17 protein-coding genes are annotated in these 24,241 nt (G+C 37.5%); 10 read left to right on the top strand and 7 right to left on the bottom strand.

Annotated features, from left to right (window positions below; translation table 11 throughout):
* The first annotated feature begins 198 nt into the window (after nt 1–198).
* The gene (locus ACR1PO_RS12130; RefSeq protein WP_433986919.1) at nt 199–2,733 is read left to right on the top strand and encodes a phosphoenolpyruvate carboxylase; all 2,535 of its coding nucleotides are present in this window, start codon (nt 199–201) and stop codon (nt 2,731–2,733) included.
* A 193-nt stretch (nt 2,734–2,926) separates the two neighbouring features.
* On the opposite strand, the gene ACR1PO_RS12125 is transcribed toward ACR1PO_RS12130, so the two are convergent.
* A complete protein-coding gene (locus ACR1PO_RS12125; RefSeq protein WP_332385507.1) occupies nt 2,927–4,528 on the bottom strand; it encodes a S8/S53 family peptidase in 1,602 nt (533 codons plus the stop codon).
* 88 nt (nt 4,529–4,616) lie between these two features.
* On the opposite strand from ACR1PO_RS12125, the gene ACR1PO_RS12120 reads away from it, so the two are divergent.
* The 4 genes from ACR1PO_RS12120 (at nt 4,617) to ACR1PO_RS12105 (ending at nt 7,832) form a co-directional block, all read left to right on the top strand.
* A complete protein-coding gene (locus ACR1PO_RS12120; protein WP_433986918.1) occupies nt 4,617–5,741 on the top strand; it encodes a DegT/DnrJ/EryC1/StrS family aminotransferase in 1,125 nt (374 codons plus the stop codon).
* Between the two features lie 8 nt (nt 5,742–5,749).
* Complete coding sequence (locus ACR1PO_RS12115; protein ID WP_332385506.1) at nt 5,750–6,208, top strand: hypothetical protein; 459 nt, start codon at nt 5,750–5,752, stop codon at nt 6,206–6,208.
* A gap of 9 nt (nt 6,209–6,217) precedes the next feature.
* Complete coding sequence (gene galE / locus ACR1PO_RS12110; protein ID WP_332385505.1) at nt 6,218–7,240, top strand: UDP-glucose 4-epimerase GalE; 1,023 nt, start codon at nt 6,218–6,220, stop codon at nt 7,238–7,240.
* Nucleotides 7,241–7,379: 139 nt separating this feature from the next.
* Entirely contained in the window at nt 7,380–7,832 is a 453-nt protein-coding gene (locus ACR1PO_RS12105; RefSeq protein ID WP_002980373.1) for an adenylyltransferase/cytidyltransferase family protein, read from the top strand.
* Nucleotides 7,833–7,885: 53 nt separating this feature from the next.
* Here the strand turns inward: ACR1PO_RS12105 and ACR1PO_RS12100 are convergent, their stop codons facing one another.
* The 5 genes from ACR1PO_RS12100 to pnuC all read right to left on the bottom strand — a co-directional run bounded on the left by ACR1PO_RS12100 (nt 7,886) and on the right by pnuC (nt 13,880).
* The gene (locus ACR1PO_RS12100) at nt 7,886–10,495 is read right to left on the bottom strand and encodes a TonB-dependent receptor domain-containing protein (protein ID WP_433986917.1); all 2,610 of its coding nucleotides are present in this window, start codon (nt 10,493–10,495) and stop codon (nt 7,886–7,888) included.
* Between the two features lie 131 nt (nt 10,496–10,626).
* Complete coding sequence (gene mltG / locus ACR1PO_RS12095; protein WP_433986916.1) at nt 10,627–11,652, bottom strand: endolytic transglycosylase MltG; 1,026 nt, start codon at nt 11,650–11,652, stop codon at nt 10,627–10,629.
* 32 nt (nt 11,653–11,684) lie between these two features.
* Nucleotides 11,685–12,452, bottom strand: a complete 768-nt coding sequence (dapF, locus tag ACR1PO_RS12090; RefSeq protein WP_433986915.1) for a diaminopimelate epimerase — start codon at nt 12,450–12,452, stop codon at nt 11,685–11,687.
* A gap of 89 nt (nt 12,453–12,541) precedes the next feature.
* Nucleotides 12,542–13,207, bottom strand: coding sequence for a hypothetical protein (locus ACR1PO_RS12085; RefSeq protein WP_332385503.1), 666 nt, complete (start codon nt 13,205–13,207; stop codon nt 12,542–12,544).
* 4 nt (nt 13,208–13,211) lie between these two features.
* Nucleotides 13,212–13,880 (bottom strand): nicotinamide riboside transporter PnuC, encoded by a 669-nt coding sequence (gene pnuC / locus ACR1PO_RS12080; RefSeq protein ID WP_433986914.1) that lies wholly within the window; start codon nt 13,878–13,880, stop codon nt 13,212–13,214.
* A gap of 166 nt (nt 13,881–14,046) precedes the next feature.
* Here pnuC and ACR1PO_RS12075 point away from each other — a divergent pair, with 166 nt between their 5' ends.
* From ACR1PO_RS12075 to hemN, 3 genes are all read left to right on the top strand, one after another.
* Nucleotides 14,047–15,564, top strand: a complete 1,518-nt coding sequence (locus ACR1PO_RS12075) for an amino acid permease (protein WP_002980357.1) — start codon at nt 14,047–14,049, stop codon at nt 15,562–15,564.
* Between the two features lie 51 nt (nt 15,565–15,615).
* Nucleotides 15,616–16,629 (top strand): WD40/YVTN/BNR-like repeat-containing protein, encoded by a 1,014-nt coding sequence (locus tag ACR1PO_RS12070; RefSeq protein ID WP_433986913.1) that lies wholly within the window; start codon nt 15,616–15,618, stop codon nt 16,627–16,629.
* 174 nt (nt 16,630–16,803) lie between these two features.
* The gene (gene hemN / locus ACR1PO_RS12065; protein ID WP_433986912.1) at nt 16,804–18,162 is read left to right on the top strand and encodes an oxygen-independent coproporphyrinogen III oxidase; all 1,359 of its coding nucleotides are present in this window, start codon (nt 16,804–16,806) and stop codon (nt 18,160–18,162) included.
* Nucleotides 18,163–18,239: 77 nt separating this feature from the next.
* Here the strand turns inward: hemN and ACR1PO_RS12060 are convergent, their stop codons facing one another.
* Entirely contained in the window at nt 18,240–19,610 is a 1,371-nt protein-coding gene (locus ACR1PO_RS12060; RefSeq protein ID WP_332385500.1) for a PQQ-dependent sugar dehydrogenase, read from the bottom strand.
* A gap of 216 nt (nt 19,611–19,826) precedes the next feature.
* Here ACR1PO_RS12060 and secD point away from each other — a divergent pair, with 216 nt between their 5' ends.
* Both secD and ACR1PO_RS12050 read left to right on the top strand, forming a co-directional pair.
* Complete coding sequence (secD, locus tag ACR1PO_RS12055; protein WP_433986911.1) at nt 19,827–22,736, top strand: protein translocase subunit SecD; 2,910 nt, start codon at nt 19,827–19,829, stop codon at nt 22,734–22,736.
* 204 nt (nt 22,737–22,940) lie between these two features.
* Nucleotides 22,941–24,197: a TCR/Tet family MFS transporter gene (locus tag ACR1PO_RS12050; protein WP_278353688.1), complete on the top strand. Its 1,257-nt coding sequence runs from the start codon at nt 22,941–22,943 to the stop codon at nt 24,195–24,197.
* The last annotated feature ends 44 nt before the right edge of the window (nt 24,198–24,241 follow it).

Here is a 24,241-nt window from a genome sequence, read left to right as displayed (position 1 = left end):
CCAATTGTAAGGAAAATTTATGAAAACTACTTCCCTTATAAGGATATTTGAAACCATACTGTATACAAGGTTTCATATAAATGATGATAGTTGAATTAAAAATTATCAAAGTAAAAATTAATGAAATTTCATCAAGAAAACATAATTTTTTGTCATTTATCAATTTAAATAATTTGAAAATCGCTTACATTTGTTACTATGATACACGACCAACGCGCAGAAAAATTCAGGCAGATTGTGGAAAATAAGTTCCAGATCTATAATTCATTATTTATGAGCCTGCCTTATGATAAAATGACGAATATCGGAATGCTGCTTCCGTTTCTTTATGAGGAAAGCAGAACCGGCTATGAAGCAGGAAAAACACCTGAAAATATCGTCGAAGAATTTTTTAAGAATCATACCGATCTTCAGACTGAAGAGCAGAAGCTGGAACTGCTTTTCAAGATCATTCAGTATATAGAAAGACAGGTGGTTTTGTTTGACAGTATTGAAGACGCAGCATTTCCAAACCTTCATTCTGAAAGCGACAATGGTACGGTTACCAATCTTTTTGAACGCTCTTTGCAGGATCATAAGATTGAAAAAGTAAGAGAGAAATTAAAAGATTTCAGTGTAAAAGTTGTATTTACAGCGCACCCCACCCAGTTTTATCCAAGCTCAGTACAAAGGATTATTCAGGATCTGAGAGGAGCTATTACCAGTGATTCCGTTACTCAGATTGATATGCTTTTGCAACAACTTGGAAAAACTCCTTTTGTTAACAAAGAAAAACCCACTCCGATAGACGAAGCTTTAAGTATTATTTCCTATCTGAGATATGTCTACTACGACACCATTGGTGAGCTGTTTACCAAAATCAAAAAGACTTTCGGGAACGGACATTTTCACCTACATGAAGATATTATCCAGCTTGGTTTCTGGCCTGGCGGAGACAGAGACGGGAATCCTTTTGTAACGGCAGATGTGACAAAAAGAGTAGCAGAAGAATTACGTTCAGCCATTCTGAAATCCTATTACAGTCATTTGAAATTTATCAGAAGAAGATTAAGTTTCAGAGGAGTTTCTGAAGTTCTGACCCAATTAAGTGAAGAGCTGTATGCTGCTATTTTTGATGGAAAAAACATTAAGGCAGAAGACATTTTAAAGAGAACAGCGGAAGCCGAAAAAATACTGATCAATGAGCATAATTCTTTGTTTTTAGATCTTTTGGTGAATTTCAGAGATCGTGTAATGATTTTCGGTACCCATTTTGCAACATTGGATATCCGCCAGGACAGCAGGATTCATCAGAAAGTTATTGATGAGGTTTATGCAAAAGTATACGGGAATGAAGAAGCCGATTACGAACAGAAGTTCAATCAACTTATTCAGATTCCTGAAAAGATAAATCCTGAAGATTTTGAAGACATTGTGAAAGATACTTTATTAACCGTTTCACAGGTTACAGATATTCAGCATCTGAACGGATTGAGAGGAATGAACCGCTATATTATTTCCAATTCTGATGCGGTAAAAGACGTAATGAATGTCTATGCGTTCTTCAAAGTATGCGGGTATAAAGATGAAGAGATCAATATGGATATCGTTCCGCTTTTCGAAACAATGGAAGGGCTTGCCAATGCTGAACATGTGATGAATGAGCTGTATCAGAATCCTGTCTATAAAAAGCATCTGGAAAAAAGAGGAAACCAGCAGACTATTATGCTGGGATTCTCGGATGGAACCAAAGATGGAGGATATTTAAAAGCCAACTGGGAAATTTATAAAGCCAAAGAAATACTGACAAAACTTTCGGAGCAGAATAATATCAAAGTGGTCTTTTTTGATGGCAGAGGAGGACCGCCGGCAAGAGGAGGAGGGAAAACCCATGATTTCTATGCTTCCCAGGGAAAAACTATTGCAAATAACAAAATTGAACTGACTATTCAGGGGCAAACCATAACGAGTATTTTTGGAAATAAAGAACAGGCAAAATACAACTTTGAACAGCTTCTGACCGCCGGAGTTGAAAATGATGTATTTAAAAATGCCAAAAAAGAACTCACAGAAAAAGAAAGAGCGTTAATTATAGAACTGGCAGATATCAGTTACGAAAAATATTCCGACCTGAAAGCCCATCCAATGTTTGTTCCTTACCTACAGGAAATGAGTACACTTGAATACTATGGGAAAACAAATATCGGAAGCCGCCCTTCAAAAAGAGGAAATGGCAGCGAGCTGAAATTCGAAGATCTGAGAGCTATCCCGTTTGTAGGTTCCTGGTCACAGCTGAAGCAGAATGTACCTGGTTTCTTCGGCTTTGGATATGCCATGCAGAAAATGAAGGAGCGGGGAAGATTTGAAGAAGTAAGGGAACTTTACAAAGGTTCGGATTTCTTTAAAACTTTAGTTCTGAACTCAATGATGAGTATGAACAAGTCCTATTTCCCTTTGACGTACTACATTAAAAATAATCCTAAATTCGGTGCATTCTGGAATGTTCTTTTCGATGAATATGAGCTTTCAAGAGATATTATGCTGGAATTGACCGGATTCAAAATGCTTCAGGAAGAAGACCCGCTCTCGAGAAAGTCTGTGAAGATCCGTGAAAAGATTGTACTTCCGTTGTTAAGCATTCAGCAATATGCTTTAATGAAGATCCAGAAAGGAGAAGGCAACAGAAAAGCTTATGAGAAGCTGGTAACGCGTTCACTGTTCGGAAATATTAATGCCAGTAGAAACTCTGCATAAATGATTACGAGGTTTTTGTACATATCGTACAATATGATATCAACAGGAATGGGCTTCAGCCCATTCTTTTTTATCGGCCCATCCTTCGGCTTCAGCCAAAATATAGGGTATGTAGTTTTAGAAAGAATATCTCCCGCACATTCAACAAATTAAAAACAATATCAAAATCTGTTAATCTGCGGGAGGCAAATGATTATTCCTTTAAGAATTTTTCATACAAAATATTGTCCGTTGTCTGAATCTTCAGGTAATACGTTCCTTTTGCAAAATCCTCAACTTTTATAGATTTCTGATGGTTGCTTTTTCTGATCAGTCTTCCCAGGTTATCATAAATTTCTAATGAAAGAATTTCCTGTTCTGAAGCAATATTCAGGATGCCTTTTGCCGGATTCGGGAATATGGAAAATTTTTCCTTTTTTACGATTTCTGAAGTATTGAGAACGAGATTGTATAAGCTTCCGAAATTAAGGATGCCATATCCGATCTGATCCGAATGAGCGGGATACAGGGAAGCGGTTTGTCTCAGTTTTGTTCTCATCTGTTCCCTGTTCATCGTTGGAAATGCCTGGATAAGACACGCCACACCTCCTGCGGCAATAGGAGTGGCAATGGATGTTCCGTTCACCACCAGCGTAGCATTGTCATAAACTGTTGTTGTGCCGGTTCCCTGAGTACTTCCGTCTGGTTTTACCACTCCGAGAGCGTTTGGCCCGAAAGAAGAAAAACCGGACGCATTTCCGGCAGAATCTACAGAACCGATAGAGAAGACTTTAGCATTATCAGATGGCGTCAGAAGATAATGCCATGGCTGCTGCCCCGAGTTACCGGCAGCGGCAAGAACAAAAATTCCTTTTTCTGCAGCAATACCTGCTCCACGTGCAATAAAAGAGGTGTTTCCGTCCATATTTGCGTAAGAATAATTGTAACGGCTGTCATCGAAAATATTATACCCCAGTGATGATGTAATGATTTCCACGCCTTTTCTGTCAGCTTCCTCAGCCGCTTCAATCCAATATAGTTCTTCTTCAGGAATTTCTACCGCTGCATTTTCACTGCGGTAAAGGTAAAAGTCCGCATCAGGAGCCGCCCCTACAAAAGTATTTTGCAGATATCCGCCGATAGTACCTAGAACAACAGAACCATGAGTGCTGAGAGCAGTATTATAAATATCTGTCGTTTTGGTAACAAAATCATAAGAAGCTTTGATGTGGTTGTTGGTCCATAACCTTGCGAATGCTGCACCTGTATTCACTGTGGGAAATCCGGCATCAATGACAGCTATAGAGATTCCCGTTCCGGTATAGCCGGCCAGATGAAGAGGACGTATATTGACCTGGTCAATCTGTGCGGCGCCTGAACCGTAATTAAAGTTGGTCAGTGTTTTATTGATGCTTGCATCATCCTTCCATTTTGCAGGTGCTGTTTTCAATGTACCGGCATTATTTCTGGCAAAGCTTTCAACAGAGGAAACAAAAGATTGTGCCTGCAGTAAGGTTTTTTGTGCAGGAGTGGCATTTACAGCCGCTCCGTTCAGCCATTTTGAATAATCAGTAACGGTAAATCCTAAATTCTGAAGATTCTGAATGTAAGACTGTTCAATAGGAGCATCCTGATCATTCAGCGGTATTCCCAGTATGGTACGTCTGTTGAGAGATTTCTGGCTGAGTTCTGAGAGTGGATTTGCATAAAATGCAGCCTTATTCGGCTTATCCGTAAAGTAAACGAAAACGAGCTCCGTTTGTGCGGAAACAGTAAGATAACCTGCTAGGAAACAAAAGAGTAAAAGTTTTTTCATAAAATTTATTTCTATAAAGATAAAAACAAAATCAATAAAATTTTTGATCGGATATTAAATTCCTTATTTTTACAGAAATATTTATTATATGAAAAAAATTCAGATGGTTGACTTGCAAAGTCAGTATTACAAAATAAAGAATGATGTAGACAATGCAGTTTTGAATGTAATGGATTCTGCGGCATTTATCAACGGTCCTGAAGTAAAGTCTTTCCAGAATGAATTGGAGTCTTATTTAGACGTAAAACATGTGATTCCGTGTGCCAATGGTACAGATGCATTACAGATTGCCCTGATGGCTTTGGATCTGAAAGAAGGAGATGAAATTATCACGGCTGATTTTACTTTTGCTGCAACGGTAGAAGTTATTCACCTGCTTAAACTGAAATCTGTATTGGTAGATGTAGATTACGATACATTTACAATCTCCACAGAACAGATTAAAAAAGCGATTACACCAAGAACAAAAGCGATTATCCCGGTACATATTTTCGGACAGTGTGCCAATATGGAAGAAATTTTAAAAATTGCTGAAGAGCACAATTTATATGTTATTGAAGACAACGCTCAGGCAATTGGTTCAGAATATACATTCTCGGACGGAACGGTAAAACAGGCCGGAACCATGTCTACTGTAGGAACAACTTCTTTCTTCCCATCAAAAAACCTTGGATGTTACGGAGATGGAGGAGCTATTTTTACCAATAATGATGAGCTGGCTCACCGTTTAAGAGGAATTGTAAACCACGGGATGTACGAAAGATATTACCATGATGAGGTTGGGGTAAACTCACGTCTGGATAGTATTCAGGCTGCAGTTTTAAGAAAAAAACTTCCTCACCTTGATTCTTACAACGAAGCAAGAAGAAGAGCTGCAGATTTTTATGATGAAGCATTTGCCGGTCACCCGGATATCCTGACCCCGAAAAGAGCTGAAAATTCTACCCATGTATTCCATCAGTATACTTTAAGAATCCTGAACGGAAAACGGAATGAACTTCAGAAGTTTCTGGCGGAAAAAGAAATCCCTGCAATGATTTATTATCCTGTAGCACTGAGAAAACAAAAAGCATACTTCCAGGAAAGTAATCCTGTAGATTTTGTAAATACCGATAAGCTTTTGGATCAGGTAATTTCTTTACCAATGCATACAGAATTAGACGAAGAACAGCTGAAGTATATTACGGATGCAGTGCTTGAGTTTATGGGCTAAAAGTAAGTATGAAGGAATTTTTTTTAAAGGGGAGAAAATATAAATTCTTTTTAGGGTTTCACCTTTTTATTGTAGGGCTTTATTCAATCTATGTAATAAACACATTGAATTCTTACAATTCCTCATCTTACTCAACATATTATAAAGAGAGTATCTATGAAAATATTACAAAATACTCTTTTTATATTATCATCAATTTAATTTCAGGAGCGATCATTTATTTTAAGATAAAACGGGCAAAAGCTATTCTCAATTTTTTTGCAGCAGTGATCTTTATTTTGGTTTGTTATGCTGAATATACCCTGATTAAAACTTATGTTAATAACTCATATTATAATTTTGTAATTACTTTTAATACAGGAGTTATAGGTTTTATTGTTTTTTATATCTTTTATCTTAATAAAAATAATGAGAAAGAAGAGATAGGAATCAATGAAATAGAAAATATAGGAAAAAAAGAAGATTAAAAAATAAAAATGGCAATACTTGTTACCGGAGGCCTTGGATATATTGGTTCTCATACTGTAGTAGAACTTATCAATAACGGCTTTGAAGTGGTTATTGTTGATGATTTATCCAATACGGAGAGGTTTATTTTAAATAATATTGAGGAAATTACAGGAGTGAAGCCTGCTTTTTATCCTTTTGACCTGAGAAGAAAAGAACTGCTTACTCAGGTTTTTGATGCTCATCATATTGACGGATGTATCAATTTTGCGGCTTCCAAAGCAGTAGGAGAGAGCCAGGTAAAACCTGTGGATTATTATGAGAATAATTTGTTCTCTTTAATTAATATTCTTCAGGAATTTAAGGAAAGAAAAATCTCTAATTTTATTTTCAGTTCATCATGTACGGTATACGGACAGGCAGATGTAATGCCGATAGATGAAAACACTCCGTTAAAAACACCGGAAAGTGTATATGGGAAAACAAAACAGATGGGAGAGGAGATCCTGACTGATTTTGCAAAAGCTTATGGCAGTAAAATATCACTATTAAGGTATTTTAATCCTATTGGCGCACATCCATCTGCCAGACTTGGCGAATTGCCGATCGGAATTCCCAATAACCTGGTGCCTTACGTGATGCAGACTGCGTCAGGAATAAGAGAGAAACTGAACATCTGGGGAGATGATTATCCTACAGAAGACGGAACTCCTATCCGTGATTATATTTATGTTGTTGACCTGGCTAAAGCGCATGTTGCAGCATTGAAAAAACTGATAGAAAACTCTTCGGCAGAAACGGTAATTGATATTTATAATCTGGGGACAGGAAGAGGATCATCTGTGCTGGAAGTGGTAAAAGCATTTGAAAAGGCTAATAATGTGGAAGTGCCCTATCAGATCTGCGCCAGAAGAGAGGGAGATATTACGATAGCATATGCCAATCCTGAAAAAGCTGAAAGAGAACTCAACTGGAAATCTGAAACGTCTCTTGAGGATGCTTTAAAAACAGTATGGGAGTGGCAGAAATATCTGAACAGCAGAAATTCATAAACTTAAGTATTGCTATATTTACGTTTGGAAAGAATAATTAAATAATAAAACAAATTACAAAAACACCTTCTCTGGATCACTTGTGTTTTATTCTTTTAAAAGAACACTTATTTCAGCGGAGTTTTAATTTTAAATTAATATGAAGACACAAAGAATAGGTATTACATTTTCGTCATTTGACTTATTGCATGCAGGACACATCAAAATGCTTGAAGAAGCTAAAACCGTATGTGACTATTTAATCGTAGGACTTCAGATTGATCCATCCCACGATCGTCCGAACAAAAATAAGCCAAGCCAGACTATCGTTGAAAGATATATTCAGCTGAAAGCAGTAAATGCTGTAGATGAGATCATCCCTTATTACACGGAAGAAGATCTGCTGGATATTTTAAAATCATTTGTGATTGATGTAAGAATCATTGGAGATGATTATATGGACAAAGACTTTACCGGTAAAAAATACTGTGAAGAAAAAGGAATTGAAATCTTTTACAACAAAAGAGACCATAGGTTTTCCACCAGTGATCTGAGAAGAAGAATCTATGAAGCTGAAAAAGAGAAATACTCGAAAGCAGAACCTGTAAAATAACAACATTAATAAAAATCCCGAAAAATAATTTTCGGGATTTTATTTTGGTTATATTACATCGGGCCGCCTTGCTGGTCGTCACCCGCTGCGTTGGAATTGATATCCTTTTTCTTTTTGGGCTGTTCAATTTTTTCTCCCTGCTTAAATCTGTAAGTTAAGGAAACAGCAAACTGTCTTGGCTGCCACTGCATATAGTTTCTTCGCGTATAATCATCATTAAAACTGAATACTTCTCTGCTTCTTGTATTGAATATATCCTGGATATTGAAGGAAATTGTTCCGTCTCCTTTCCAGATCGTTTTGGAAGCACCAAGATTCAGAGCATACATATCCTCTGTATTCTGGCTGGCAGTTTTCTGTGCTCCTCTATAGAACCCCTGTAATTGTACACTTAGTGTTTTGTCAAGTTTAAATGTCGTATTAAGACGGGCTCTGGTAGAAAAGCCATTTCCTGTGAAATCCATACTGCGTGTCTGCTGCAGCTTATTTTTATCAATGGCATCATAATAAGCGATTCCGCTGGTTTTATACCCGAACATGTCCAGACTTCCCATTATCTTCAGCCATGCAAAAGGATCATAAGTAAAGTTCAGATCCAAACCGTAGCGGTCATCAGTTCCTAAGTTGATAGGTTTAGTGTAGAATACTCCCAGGCTTTCATCAGGTCTGTAGACCAGCATTTTGGTATCATCAGTTGCATGTCTGTAGTATAGGGTAGGATTAACCGTAAACTTTTTTCTTGTGATATTATATCCCACTTCAAATGAATCTACATATGATGGATTCAGTTCTATGTTTCCTTCAAAAATATTCTGGCTGTTGCTGTAATTCGGGAAAGGAACCATGAAGAATGATCTTGGTCTGTCTATTCTTCGGGAATAATTAAGTAAAATCTGATTGTTTTTGGATACATCATAGCTTAAGAATACACTCGGAAATAAGTTATTATAGTTTTTGGTTTGATCTAATGGCTTATCATTAGGATTTTGATTGATGTAATTGATGCTGACATTAGACAGCTCATCTCTTAAACCCAGCTGGTAAGCAAACTTTTCTCCGATTTTACTCTTAAACTGAAGATAGAAAGCATTAAAGACTTCCTTATAATCTGTATTATTATTGTAGCTTGGAATAAAAGGGTTGTTGGAAGTACTGCTCACAAAATTATCGTAAGTATTATCATTAACATCCAATCTATATCCCGCTTCAAGCCTGGATTGTTCTCCTATTGGCAGTTCATAATCAGCTTTACCGATAATCGTTTTACTTACCGAATGTCTTCTGGTAATATCCTGTATATTCGGAAGCAGGTCATTGGTTTCAAGGATATCTGCATTATTATTGCTTCTGTTTCTCTGTAAACTTAATGATACGGATAAATTCTGACCGTTGTCATCAAATTTGTGATCCACACCTACATCTCCCTGAAAAGCAAGATTATTAAATATCGTTTTAGATTCTCTTTGTCCATATGGATTTAATAATTGCCATGTTCCCGCAATTCCGTTCGGATCTGAAGGATCTTTGAAAAATCTGTGGAAACTGTCATACGTCTGCAGAAGCTCATTTCCGTCTCCTTCAAATGTTCTCACCAATCCCGTAAAATTGATTGAAGTTTTATCCGATAAATCGTATACAAACCCCGCACTTACATTATAATTTTTGTTATATGTTTTATTGGCGGAGTTTTGCAGCTGATGTACCAGAACATCATTAGGCTGCGTATTAGGAAGAATCTTAGGGAATGTCAGGTTATGATAGGTCGTCTCCGAGTTGTTCTTGGTTTTATTTTCTGTGTAACCGCCGCCACCGTTTACGAACCAGGTCCAGTTATTCTTTCTCCAGCTCAGGTTCGTGTTAAGAGACGTTCTTGGAAAATAGCCCAGAGATCCTACCACACTACCATTAAAACCAACCTTTTTGTTCTTTTTAAGGATGATATTCAGAATACCGGATGTTCCGCTCGCTTCAAATTTAGAAGAAGGATTGGTAATAACCTCAATTCTTTCAATCTGGTCGGCAGGAATACTTTGCAATGCATTTGCCCCATCGTCAATCCCAAGAAGGGCAGAAGGCTTTCCGTTGATCAGGAACTTTACATTGGTGCTTCCTCTCATAGATACCGTTCCGTCCGTATCTACGGAAACTGAAGGAACATTGGTTAAAACATCCTGAAGGTTTCCTCCTTTACTCACGATATCCTGTGAAGGGTCATATGTTTTTTTATCAAGCTCTACTTTATAAGGTTTTGCTGCTGAAGCAGTAATAACAACGCCTTGTATTTCTTTTGTTTTGCCGTCAACAGTAGAGGTAGGTTCAGCCTCAATAGACAAAGCCCCGATATTACCTGCTGCTGCAATATTTTTGCTGACTACACTTTTTTTGTAATCAATAGCTTCTACTGTAATTTCATAATCTCCGGGCACAAGTTGCAGCTGATACTGTCCTTTTTCATCAGTCAGCACAGCATCACTTAAAGTTTTATTGGTCTTATTGCTGAAAGTTACAGAAGCGTAAGGAACCGGTTGATTTTTTTTGTTGACAATGATTCCTGAAACTCCAGCCTTCTCCTGTGCAAAAGCCAATGCTGCCGCTGAAAGTACTAACGTAAGTCCTAAAGTTTTTCTGGTGAAAATATTGACAATTTCTGTCTTATTCTTCATAGGTTATTTTTTTGTATAAGATCATAAAGGATAACCCTTAATGTTTTGAGTCTCCATACCAAGCTGATCATCAAAACATTATGGTTATTTATTGTTTTTCTAACTGTATAAGTTTCTTGGTGCTATTTAGCCTATTTTATATTTTTTGAGTTGAGCCAGTCCTGATAAGCCTTTGCATTTACAGCATGCTCCTCAGCACTTGCCGTAAATTTATGATATCCGGGCCTTGAAGGATCAGCACACATAAATATATAATTGTTGTTTTCAGCATTTAAAACAGCATCTATTGAGTTTTTATCCACTACACAGATTGGCCCCGGAGGAATCCCTGCATTGGCATAGGTGTTATAAGGTGATGGTGTAGATAAATGCTTATATAATACCCTTTTTATAGGTTCTTTAAAATTAGTCTGTTTATTGATTGCATAAATTACCGTAGGATCAGACTGAAGTTTCATTCCTTTTCTGTAACGGTTTAAATATAATCCGGCAATCGTTTTCATTTCATCTTTTTTTCCTCCTGATTCCTTATAGACAATAGAAGCCAGGGCATAAATCTGATCTCTTGTGAGGCCGGACTGCTGTTCTTTATTTTTTCTTTCAGCCGTCCAGAAATCATTATACTGATCTTCGAACTTGGCAAAAAATTCTCTCGGACTTACCGTCCAGAAAAAATTATAGGTATCAATAAAAAAATATTTTTTTAAATCTTCAGCATTTTTGTATCCTTTCTCCTGCGCAACAGCATCCAGATCAGTTACAAAATGCAAAGAATCTATTTCCGTTTTTTTGGTAACCTTACCAATCATCTGATACATATCCCCAAAGTCACCAATCCTGTAAGAATTTGCTGTCTGGTTTCCTGCTTTGATCATGTTGACAAGGTTTTTGTTTCCTGTTCCACTTTGGATATGATAACGTCCTGCTTTGAAATTAGCCTCAAGACCTTTTTCTTTAGCCACTGCTTCAAAAGATTCTCTGTCTTTAATATAAGGAGCAATAGAATCGAGGATCTGCTTAAAACCTGCCCTGTGAGGAATCAACACATAACCTTCTTTTTCTACGTTATTTCCTAAATATTTATTATAAAATCTCAAACCAAAAAATCCTGCCACTACAAAAACCAGCAGAATGATAATGAGAATAGCTTTTTTCATTCCTATTAATGTTGATTAAAAGTTTTTTGTTTTTAAAGAAGATCTGTTTTACCTCTAAAAACCTGCTTAGCAGGGCCTTCAAGCCAGATATTCCGGAATGAGTCACCGCTTTTTTCAGCATATACCTTAAGATTTCCGCCTAAGGTTTTAACTTTTACAGAGGTTAGATTATGTTTTTGCAGAAAAGTTAAAGCAGAAGCTGTAACTCCTGTTCCACAACTGTAAGTTTCGTCCTCAACACCTCGTTCATAGGTTCTTACAAAAATTTCATTATCTGAAATTTTTTCTACAAAGTTCACATTGATTCCTTTTTCTTTATAAGTTTCAGAATTTCTGATACCATATCCCTCGTCATACACAGGATAATCCTTCAGATTGTCAACATACTTTACATAATGAGGTGAACCGGTATTCAGAACGAAGTCATTTCCGTCATGGGATACCGCGTTTACATTAATCATTTTTAATTTAATGATTCCGTTATGGATCTCAGCTTCATGTTCACCGTCCGTCGCAATGAATTTGCATTTATCTTCAAAGATGTCCAGGAAAAAAGCAAAAGCTACCAGACATCTTCCTCCGTTCCCGCACATGGTACTTTCTCCTCCGTCAGAATTATAATATACCATTTTGAAATCATAACTGGGATCGTTTTCCAGCAGAATAAGGCCGTCAGCACCTATTCCGAAACGTCTGTCACATAGTTTTTCAATAATACCTTTATCTTTAGTAAATTGCAGATCACGGTTGTCTACCATTACAAAATCATTCCCTGTTCCCTGATATTTATAAAATTCCATATTTTTTTGTTAAATGAAGAAGCAAAATTAACATATTTAAAATGAAAAACGAACAGTGTTAGCTGTTCGTTTTCTTATTTATAATCGTTTTATCTAAAGCCGCCTCCGCCGCTCTGCTGTCTGCTGGAACTGCTGCTTTGGCTGCCTGAGCTGTTTCTGAATCCGCCGCCGGAAGATTCTGACCTGCTGCTGCTTTCAGAATTTCTGAATCCGCCGCTATTCTGGTTCCTGAACCCGCTGTTATTCTGGTTGTTCTGATTACCACTGTTTTGGTTTCTGAATCCCCCATTACTGTTGGAGTTTCTGAAACCGCTGTTGTTCTGGTTTCCCTGATTGTTCTGGTTTCTGAATCCGCTGTTGTTGGAGTTTCTGTTATTATTGAATCCTCCGCTGTTATTATTGTATGAACCGTTACTATTTGTTGTACGGGTATTCTGGAATCCGTTCTGAGGTCTTGAAGAAGAAGATCTTCTTTCTACATAGACTTTTCTTCTGGAATTATTATAATTGTCATAATAATAAGGGATGCCGTTATCATAGTAATAATTAACGTTGTTTCTGTAATAATAGCCGTCGTTGCCCCAATATCCACCGCTTCCGTAATATCCTGCAGGAGCATAGTAATATCCGTTGTTATAATAAGGATCTCCATAATAACCTCCATTGTTGCTACCGTATCCGTCGGTATATGCTAAACAAGATGTTAAACTGGCAATAGCAAAAATACTGACTGCTATTTTAAATAAATTTTTCATGACTTTATTGTACTTTTTCTTTAAAACTTTTTTTCCAATTGACGTATCCTGAGATCGCCATTATAGTAAATACCAAATATTGAACCGAAGTGATTCCAAGTCCCTTAAAAATCATCATAGGGATGCAAATAAGATCTCCGATAATCCAGAAAATCCAGCTTTCAATGCGCTGTTTGGCCATAAACCACATTCCTACTAAAAATATTGAAGTGGTGAAAACATCCATCCAGTTTGCCCAGTCCAGATGGTATAATCCGAGACTGGTTCCTTCCATAGAAAATTGATTATCAATATAAGGCTTATAATAATAAATAAGAGTAACAAGTGCCAGGCTCAATATAAAAAGGACACTGGCATAGAACCATTCTTTTCTGGTGGCCCAGGTAACATCCACATGAATATGATCTTCGGAATTTTTAGCCCATAAAATCCATCCGTAGATACTCATTATGGTATAATACACATTGATCAGGCAGTCTCCCAGCAAGCCGAAGTTGAAAAGGATATAAACATAGATCAGCGTAGAAATAATGCCGGTAGGATACACCCAGATATTTTTTTTAATCGAAAAATAAACACTAAGGGTTCCTAAAACAGCTCCTGAAGCTTCCAGCATAATCTGTAAAGTATCATAGCTCTCATAAGGCTTTATGAAAAGATCATATAAATTCATGTTATCAAAAATAAAGAAAAATTTAACACTTAAAGAAATACTATGAATAAGGTGCTGGTCAGGTTTTTAAAGTTTTTAATGTAAAATAAATGATGAAATTTTAACGATTAACGTGAGAGTTTATAAATTTTTTATATTTTCGTAAATCCTTAATAAATAAAAAAACATGTCGAAAATTTGGGTTAAAAAGCCACTAAGTGCCTATGAGGCAGATATGAAGAAAAGTGAGCTGAAAAAAGTCCTTGGAAAATGGAGTTTAACAGCAATTGGAGTGGGTGCTATCATCGGTGGTGGAATCTTTGTTCTTACCGGAACGGGAGCCTATTATCATGCAGGGCCAGCACTTGCAATTTCCTTTATCATAGCAGGGATCGCCTGCGTTTTTGCTGCATTATGCTATGCAGAGTTTGCATCCATTATTCCTGTAGAAGGTTCAGCTTATGCCTATGCATACGGAACCGTAGGGGAAATTTTTGCATGGGCCATGGGGTGGTGTCTCATCCTCGAGTATGCCATGGCAAGTATGGCAGTTTCCGTGAGCTGGTCCGGATATTTTAACAAATTTTTGAAAATATTTAATATTCATCTCCCTGCCTATCTGACTTCAGATCCTGCAAGTTATACCGGAGATGGTTTTTCAATGAACCTGCCTGCATTCATTCTTGTACTTTTAATTACCGCATTATTGGTAAAAGGAACTAAAGAAGCGGCGGGAGCTAATAACCTGATCGTTTTAATGAAAACTTCAGCCGTTATCTTTGTAATTATCGCCGGAGTATATATTATTTTCTCTAATACGGACCTTTATAACGCTGTAGACGGAGTGAAGAACTGGAAACCTTTTATCCCGGATCCTGTAAAAATCAAAAACTCTGAAGGGGATTTGGTCTCCGCATATGGTATTAAAGGGATTATTTCCGGAGCTGCAGCTATTTTCTTTGCCTACATTGGTTTTGATGCTGTTTCCACACAGGCGGGAGAAGCTATTAATCCTAAAAAAGATGTGCCTTTTGCCATCATTGCTTCATTATTGATCTGTACAGCTTTATATATCTGTGTATCTCTTGTGTTAACAGGAATGATGCATTATACAGACTTCAACCCTGAAGGTAAATATCCGGATGCTATTAAAGCTCCTGTAGCCTATGCTTTTGAAATTGCAGGAAAACACTGGGCAAGTAATATCGTAACGATTGCTGCTACTGTAGGATTAATTTCCGTAGTAATGGTAATGATGATGGGACAATCCAGAATTTTTATCGGTATGGCAAAAGACGGGTTGATTCCTCAATTCTTCGGCCAGCTTCACCCAAAAACCAAGACTCCATATAAAGGAATTATTCTGTTAGGACTTGTAGTGGCATTTATTGCTGCATTTACCCCGATTTCAACATTGGCAGATATGACAAGCTTCGGGACCCTGTTTGCATTTACATTGGTTTGTATCGCGGTTTGGGTAATGAGAAAAAAAGAACCCAATCTGATCAGACCTTTCAAAGTTCCTGCTTATAAAATTGTAGTAGCTTTGGGAGTAATTATCAACTTATACCTTATTTTTAACCTGAGTGCCCATGCATTGGAACTTTCAGCTGTATGGCTGGTGCTGGGAGGCTTGGTATATTTCCTTTATGGAAAATCACATGGTAAACTTAACAACCCTGAAAAATATCAGAACCAGGATTAATAATTATAATATAAACCGCTTCGGCGGTTTTTTTTATCCCAATACTATAATATGAAAAAGATTTTCACCATTTTATTTCTGTCTGCAGGACTTACAGTATTTTCCCAGCAGGTGGAAAGCCTCGAAACTATTCTTAATGATAAAATAAGTATCAGAGCCCTTGAGTTATACGATAATAAAGTATGGTATAGCGGTACGGAATCCAAATTCGGGTTTGTAGATCTTAAAGATTATAAAAATCAGAAGCAGATAAAACTTTCTGAAGAAAAGCTTCAGTTCAGAACATTAGGTCAGAATACAACTTCTTTTTATGCCATCAATATTGAAAGTCCGGGAAGGTTTTTTGCGATTGATAAAAAAACTCTGACCTCACAGGTTGTCTTTAAAGATACAGCAAAAACGGCTTTTTATGATGCTTTGCATTTTGTGAATGATAAACTTGCCTATACCTTCAGTGATGCAGATAAAGACCGGCTGTTGAAGCTGGCTGTATATAAGGATGGGAAATGGAGCATGTTTAAAAATAATGTAACATTAAATGATGGTGAAGCTGCTTTTGCCGCCAGCAATACCAATATTTCATCATCTAAAAAATATCTTTGGATTGCAACCGGAGGGAAAGCTTCCAGAATGGTAAGAATGAATCTGAAAAATGAAAAGTTTGAAATTTTCAATACTCCATTTGTACAGGGAGAATCTTCGCAAGGAATGTATTCTATCGATTTTTATGAAGATAAGTTTGGGATTGCTGTTGGAGGAGATTATACCAAACAGGATGCCAATATCAATAATATCGCAACGACTGACAATGGTGGTGAAACCTGGCAGATTCAGGCCTCAGGGCAGAATGCAGGATATACGACTTGTGTGAAAATTAAACCGGGATCAAAAGGAAAAGAAATTATTGCAGTAGGAGATAAGCATGTCAGTTATTCTTCAGATTTTGGAAAAACATGGAAGAAAATTTCTGATGAAAAAGGATTCTTTGTCTGCCAATGGATTGATGGCAATAATGTTGTTCTTGCAGGAAATAATAAAATTGCGGTAATGAAATTAAAATTTTAAATATTATGAATAGAATATATCACTATTAGCCAAAAGCCTGATCATACGTATTTAGACTCATTATAAAATAGAACCTAATATAATTCATAGGTTAAAATTCATAACTAATGGTTAATTTTGTAGGATGAAATTTAATTATGTTAAATTTCATACTCTATAAAATTTTAATTTTCAATGAACTCTTTAATAGATAAGTATAATATTCCCGGACCGCGTTACACTTCTTATCCTACTGTTCCTTACTGGGATGAATCAACATTTTCACCGGAAAGATGGAAAGAAACCGTAATCAGGTCTTTTGATGAAAGCAATGCAGGGGAGGGAATTTCTATTTATATCCATTTGCCTTTCTGTGAGGCACTATGTACGTTCTGTGCATGTCATAAACGTATTACCAAACAGCATAGTGTAGAAGTTCCTTACCTTGAAAGTGTTCTAAAAGAGTGGAAATTGTACCTTGATCTTTTCAGTGAAAGACCAAAACTGAAAGAACTGCACCTTGGAGGAGGTACTCCCACGTTTTTCTCTCCTGAGAATTTGAGAACATTACTGGAAGGAATTTTTTCTACAGTAGATATGGCAGAGCACCCTGAATTTTCTTTTGAAGGGCATCCTAACAATACAACCAAGGAACATCTCCAGACTTTATATGACCTTGGTTTCAGAAGAGTGAGCTTCGGAGTTCAGGATTATGATCCAAAAGTTCAGAAAGCGATCAACAGAATCCAGCCTTTTGAAAATGTGAAAAACGTTACAGAATGGGCCAAGGAGATCGGGTACAGAGGAATCAGCCATGATCTTGTGTTCGGACTGCCACACCAGAACTGGGAAGCAATGGAGCATACCATCAGAAAAACAATGGAGCTGAAACCTGACAGACTTGCATTTTATTCTTATGCACACGTTCCGTGGGTGAAAGGAGTGGGACAGCGAGGGTTTGATGAAAATGACCTTCCAAGTGGTGAAGAAAAACGCCGTCTGTATGAAGACGGGAAAAAGCTTCTTCAGGATTTAGGATATATTGAGGTGGGAATGGATCATTTCTCTCTTGAACATGATGATCTTTACCAGTCTTTAATTCATAAAAAACTTCACAGAAATTTCATGGGCTATACTTCCAGCAAAACCCAGCTGATGGTGGGACTTGGTATGTCTGCCATTTCAGATTCCTGGTATGCGTTTGCCCAGAATGTAAAAACGGTTGAGGAATATCAGAAAATGGTTGAAGAAGGTAAAATTCCTGTGGTAAAAGGACACGTTCTGAGCGATGAGGATCTTACGGTAAGAAGACATATTCTCAACCTGATGTGCCAGCTTGAAACCACTTTTGATATAAACAACTCTTTCCCTGAGCTTGAAAACGCTTTGGAAATGCTGAAAGAAATGGAAAATGACGGCCTGGTTGAAATCAACGGAACCGAAGTTAAAATTACTGAAGCCGGAAGAGCATTCACAAGGAATGTTGCCATGGTTTTTGACCTGAGAATGATGAGAAATAAACCGGAAACGAGGATTTTCTCCATGACAATATAAGAAAAGCGGTTCAGTTCTGAACCGCTTTTTAATTGGTTTTAGGTTTAACGTTTCGTTTACATTTACAGAGACTATTATTATTTAATAATTAATTTCTGGCTGTAAGATTTCAGCTCTCCTGATTTCAGATTAATATAATACACTCCGGCAGGTACCCCTGAAATATTGATCGCTTTTCCCTCATAGATATGATCTGCTTCCAGTACTTTTCTTCCCTCCGCACTGATAATTTCCAATGTTGTCTTTTGATCTTTAATTCCATCAATAAAAATTTCTTTTGAAGCCGGATTAGGATAAACTTTTATATTTCCAAAAGCATTATTTTCCTGAGTTCCCAAAGTTCCTGTGGTTATTTTAAAAATCTTTCCATTGTTCACGGCTGCTACATACAGCCCTTTTTGATAATCTTCCCCGAAAGTAGAGAAATTATTCCCGGAATAAGGAGCTGTCCATGTGATGGCATTATTGTTATCCATAATCCCGATCTGGGTAGAGCAGTAGTCTGCAAAGAAATATTTTCCCTGTAGTGAAGGATACTGGGTTCCTCTGTAGACATATCCGCCGGTGATAGAACATTTTCCTCCGGAATGATCATAGACGGCAACCGGGAAGGTCATGGTAGACTGTGCAGCACATCCTACTGTATTATAGGTATTATTTCCTTCATAACATCGCCAGCCGTAGTTTAATCCACCTTGGGAAATGGGCATTTTGTTGATTTCCTCTATCGCTCCCTGTCCAACATCTGCAATCATGGCATTTCCTGTTGTAAGATCAAAAGAAAATTTCCACGCATTTCTAAGTCCGTAAGCCCATATCTCGTCTGCACCATCCACTCCGGCTCCTGCAAAAGGATTGTCGGGCGGAATATTGTACGGGCCGGTAGCATCTACATCTATTCTCAGCATTTTTCCGAGCAGTGAATTTTTGTTTTGAGCATTATTATTCGGGTCACCGCCGCTTCCTCCGTCTCCGGTAATGATCCACAGTTTTCCGTCAGGAGCGAAATGAATACTTCCTCCATTATGATTGTCGAAAGGTTTAGGAATACTCAGAAGGATCTTTTCAGAAGCGGGATCAGCTACATCCGGGTTTGTTGAACTTACGCTGTATCTTGCGACAGTGACATTTCCGGCCGTATTGTTATAATACACAAAAAAATACCCGTTGGCAGAGTATTGTGGATGAAATGCAAGACCAAGAAGACCTCTTTCGCCGCCAAAAATAATTTTTGAACTTATATCCAGAAAATTAGTGGAGTTAATTGTCCCGCTGGGTTGAATAATTTTAATGATTCCGTTTTGTTGTACAACAAAAAGACGGCTGTCATTGGCATTCGTAATCTCTACAGGACTGGTAAGCCCCGTGACAAATTCTTCCAAATTAATGCTTTGAGAATTAACAATTAAGGAAGAAAAAATACTGATGCAAAAAAGTAATTTTTTCATAATATTTTGATAGTTAGTGTGTTGAAAAATAGAATGAAAATTTTATACCAATATATTTTGAAGACTTCGTTATGATAGCACGAAAAAATTGTTAAATCTTAAATAGAAATCACAATACCAATATATCTGAAAATAAACCATTTCTGTTGTTAAAAATTCATAAAATACAAGAAAATCATTATATTTGCCGACTTAATTTAACGTAGTTATAACAAAATGCAAGGAAAAGGACTTATTACAATTGTCGCTATTGTACTAGGGTTGATTTGCTTAAACGAGCTATTACCAACATGGTACGCCAGCAAAATTGAAAAGCAGGCGACTGCTATTGCAGGAGACAATCCGGAGAAGTATCAGAAAGAAATCGCAAGACTTTCTAAGGATACTTTGAATTTAGGATTCACAAAACTTTATTACACTAAAGCCAAAGACAAGGAAATGAAACTTGGTCTTGACCTGAAAGGGGGGATCAACGTTCTTTTGGAGATCAACCAAAGAGATCTGGTGAATGATTTAACGAATTATTCTACAAATCCTGTTCTTATCGAGGCTTTAAACAAAACTGATGAAGCACAGAAGAATTCTACAAAACCTTACATCGACAACTTCTTCGAGCAGTTCGATGTAGTAAACAAAGCTAAAGGTACAAACCTTAAGCTGGCAGATCCGGAAATTTTCGGAAATACAACCCTTACTGAGGTGAAGTATAACACTCCTGATGATCAGGTAAAAAGCATTGTTAAAAGAAAGATCGATGCATCTGTAGGAACAGCTTTTGAGGTAATCAGAACGAGAATTGACAAGCTTGGAGCCATCCAGCCAAACGTTCAGAGAGTACCTGGAACAGCTAGAATTTCTGTGGAAATGCCTGGTATGAAGGATATTGATAAAGTGAAAAAAATGCTTCAGACTTCTGCAAAACTTCAGTTCTGGGAAGTACAGCAGGTTCCTGAAATTGCGCCTTATTTCCAGACTTTAACAACTATGGTTGCTGCAAAAGGAGATTCTATGGGAGTTGCAAAGAATGTGAACTTCATGAGCCTTTTACAGCTTGACAAATTAAGAACCAATGGTGTTGCCAATGTAAAATTATCTGATACTGCAGTTGTAAACAAAATCTTAAACAGCAAAGTAGCCCAGTCTTTACGTCCGGCTAACATCAAATATACACAGTTCATGTGGGGTTACAAACCTGAAGCTACTGATACTGAAAGCCTGGTATTGTATGCGATCAGAGGTAACATCAATCAAAAAGCTCCGGTAGACGGTGCTGTTGAAACTGCAAGCATCGGTTATGATGAGCTAAGCAGAATAGTAGTAGACATGCAGATGGATTCCAAAGGAGCAAAAGAGTGGAAAACATTAACAGAGAAAAACGTTGGAAAACCGGTTGCAGTAACTCTTGATAACAGAGTATACACCGCTCCGAACGTTGTTGGCGCTATTCCTAACGGTAGAACACAGATCTCCGGTAACTTCTCTCAGGAAGAAGCTAAGGAACTTGTAGATGTGTTGGGTGCCGGTAAATTGCCTGCAGGTGCAAAAGTAGTTCAGGCTACAGTTGTAGGTCCGTCTTTAGGACAGGAGGCTATTGACTCTGGTTTAATGTCGTTCATCATCGCTTTTGCTATTATCATTGTTTATATCATTTTCTACTACGGTGGAGCTGGTGTATATGCGGTAATTGCAATGGTGATCAACTTATTCTATATTTTCGGTATTATGGATTCGGGAGACTTTACGCTTACGCTTCCAGGTATCGCAGGTATCGTTCTTACGATGGCAGTTGCAGTAGATACGAACGTTATCATTTATGAAAGAACAAAAGAAGAATTATTTGCCGGGAAAAGTATTCTTGAAGCTTACAAAGATGGTTTCAAACATGCATTGAACGCGATTATTGACGGTCACACTACGACTTTCCTTACGGCGGTTGTATTGTTCTTCTTCGGAACAGGACCTATCAAAGGGTTCGCCTTGACATTGATGATCGGTATTTTAATGACATTATTTACGTCTGTACTGCTTTCAAGAGTAATGATCTTCTCAAGATTAAATAAAGGAAAAGGGCTTTCTGTTTGGACTCCGGCTACGAAGAACCTGTTCAGAAACACCTGGATCGATTTCATCGGAAAGAGAAAATATGCTTACATCGTTTCAGCTGTTCTTACAGTTATCTGTATCATTTCAATTGCAACACACGGTTTCAAATACGGTATCGACTTTACCGGGGGTAGAAACTATGTGGTAAGATTTGATAAAGATATAAAAGCTGAAGATGTTGAAGAAAAATTAGTAGCATTATTCAAAACTGAAGATGGTAAAAACTCTTCTGTAGAAGCTAAAACTTTTGGAAACAACAAACAATTAAAGATCTCTACGGATTACCTTATCGAGGATGAATCTTTAAAAGCTGACCAGATTATCGAGCAAAAATTATTTGAAGGATTAAAATCACAGTTGCCGGCAGGAACAACATTGAAAGAGTTCAAATCTGCTGATAAAGACCATGCAGGAATTATTTCTTCTGAGAAAGTGGGACCTTCAGTGGCTGATGATATCCAGACTCACGGTATCTATGCGGTATTAGCTGCTCTGGCAATGATCTTCATTTATATCCTTGTAAGATTCAGAAAGTGGCAGTTCTCCCTTGGAGCCGTTGCTGCTCTGTTCCACGATGCGGTAATTATCTTAGGAGCATATTCCTTGCTTCACAAGTATATGCCTTTCAACATGGAGATCAACCAGGATTTCATTGCTGCAATCCTTACAGTATTGGGTTACTCCATTAACGATACGGTAATTATCTTCGACAGAATCAGAGAATACCTGAGAGAGAAAAAATCGTTAACATTGGCAGGTCTGTTTGATGACTCTATTTCAAGTACATTGGGTAGAACATTCAACACCTCATTCACTACGATTCTGGTTATCCTTGCGATCTTCATTTTCGGTGGTGATAACCTGAGAGGATTCATGTTTGCGATGTTAATCGGTATCGGTTTCGGTACTTATTCATCCATCTTTGTTGCATCTGCAATTGCTTATGACTTCCTTAAAACAGGAAAAGAAGAAGAGGTACACGGCAGATCCACTTCTGCAAAAGAAGAACTTGTTTCAAAGTAATACAAACTACAATAAATTAGTAAAGGCCGTTTCGAAAGAGACGGCCTTTTTCTTTTTAACATAAAGAAATATGAAAAAAACAAAGCTTTTTTATATGTAATGCATTATTTGTCATTATTTTAAGCATTTGATTTTTTAGTATTTATGTGAGCAGCTCTTAATTTAGAATCATTATTTTTCAGATTTCATTAATTTTGCACCATCATGGAAAATTCAAAGAAAAAAGCAGCTATAGGCTTCATATTTATTACTTTACTGATTGATATTACGGGATGGGGAATCATCATTCCTGTTGTTCCTAAATTAATTGAAGAACTCATTCATGCAGATATCAGTGAAGCCGCAAAATATGGCGGCTGGCTTGGGTTTGCCTATGCATTTACACAATTTATATTTTCACCGTTAGTTGGTAACCTGAGTGATAAATACGGGCGAAGACCCATTATCCTGATTTCCCTTTTCGGATTTGCTGTAGATTATATTTTCCTTGCATTGGCACCCACAATCTGGTGGCTGTTTATGGGAAGAATTATTGCCGGAATTACCGGTGCAAGCGTAACCACCGCAAGTGCTTACATTGCAGATATCTCTACGGATGAAGACCGGGCTAAAAATTTCGGACTGATAGGAGCTGCTTTTGGATTAGGTTTTATCATAGGACCTGTTCTCGGTGGGGTTCTCGGGCATTACGGTGCCAGAGTTCCTTTCTATGCCGCAGCAGGCTTGTGTCTGCTTAATTTCCTGTACGGATATTTTATTCTTCCTGAAAGTCTGGATAAAGATAAAAGAAGAGAATTCGACTGGAAACGTGCGAATCCTATAGGTTCATTTAAATTTTTAGGGAAACATCCTGAAATTTCCGGACTGATCGTTTCATTGATCTTAATTTACATTGCAGGGCATGCAGTACAGAGCAACTGGAGTTTCTTTACCATGTATAAGTTCAGCTGGACAGAAAGAATGGTGGGGATTTCGTTAGGAGTAGTAGGTTTATTGGTAGGACTTGTACAGGGTGGTCTTATCAGATGGACAACTCCAAGGCTTGGAGAACAGAAAAGTATCTATTACGGTTTGGCTTTCTACGCAGTGGGAATGCTGTTGTTTGCCTTTGCATCAGAAGGCTGGATGATGTTTGTATTTCTGATTCCGTATTGTCTGGGAGGAATCTGCGGACCGGCTTTACAGTCTGTAATCACGAAAAGTGTTCCTTCCAACGAGCAAGGTGAACTTCAGGGAGCATTAACGAGTTTAATGAGCGCTACATCCATTATCGGACCTCCGATGATGACGAATTTGTTTTACTTTTTTACCCATGACGAAGCACCATTCAAGTTTTCAGGAGCACCGTTTTTCCTGGCATTTATTTTAATGGCTCTCAGCGTTGTGATTACTTATTCTGCTTTTCAGAAAAAAAGAAAGGATTTGGTTGATGTAACCTCTAAAAAAGACTTTCAGAAATAATAGATCTGTTCTATTCTGAACATATTTATAGCTTTGGGTCAATC

The sequence above is a fragment of the Chryseobacterium amylolyticum genome (genome assembly GCF_051011775.1).
In the GTDB taxonomy this organism is placed as follows: domain Bacteria; phylum Bacteroidota; class Bacteroidia; order Flavobacteriales; family Weeksellaceae; genus Chryseobacterium.
The sequence above is the reverse complement of the archived record's forward strand: the minus strand, read 5'-3'. Positions and strand labels throughout refer to the sequence as shown.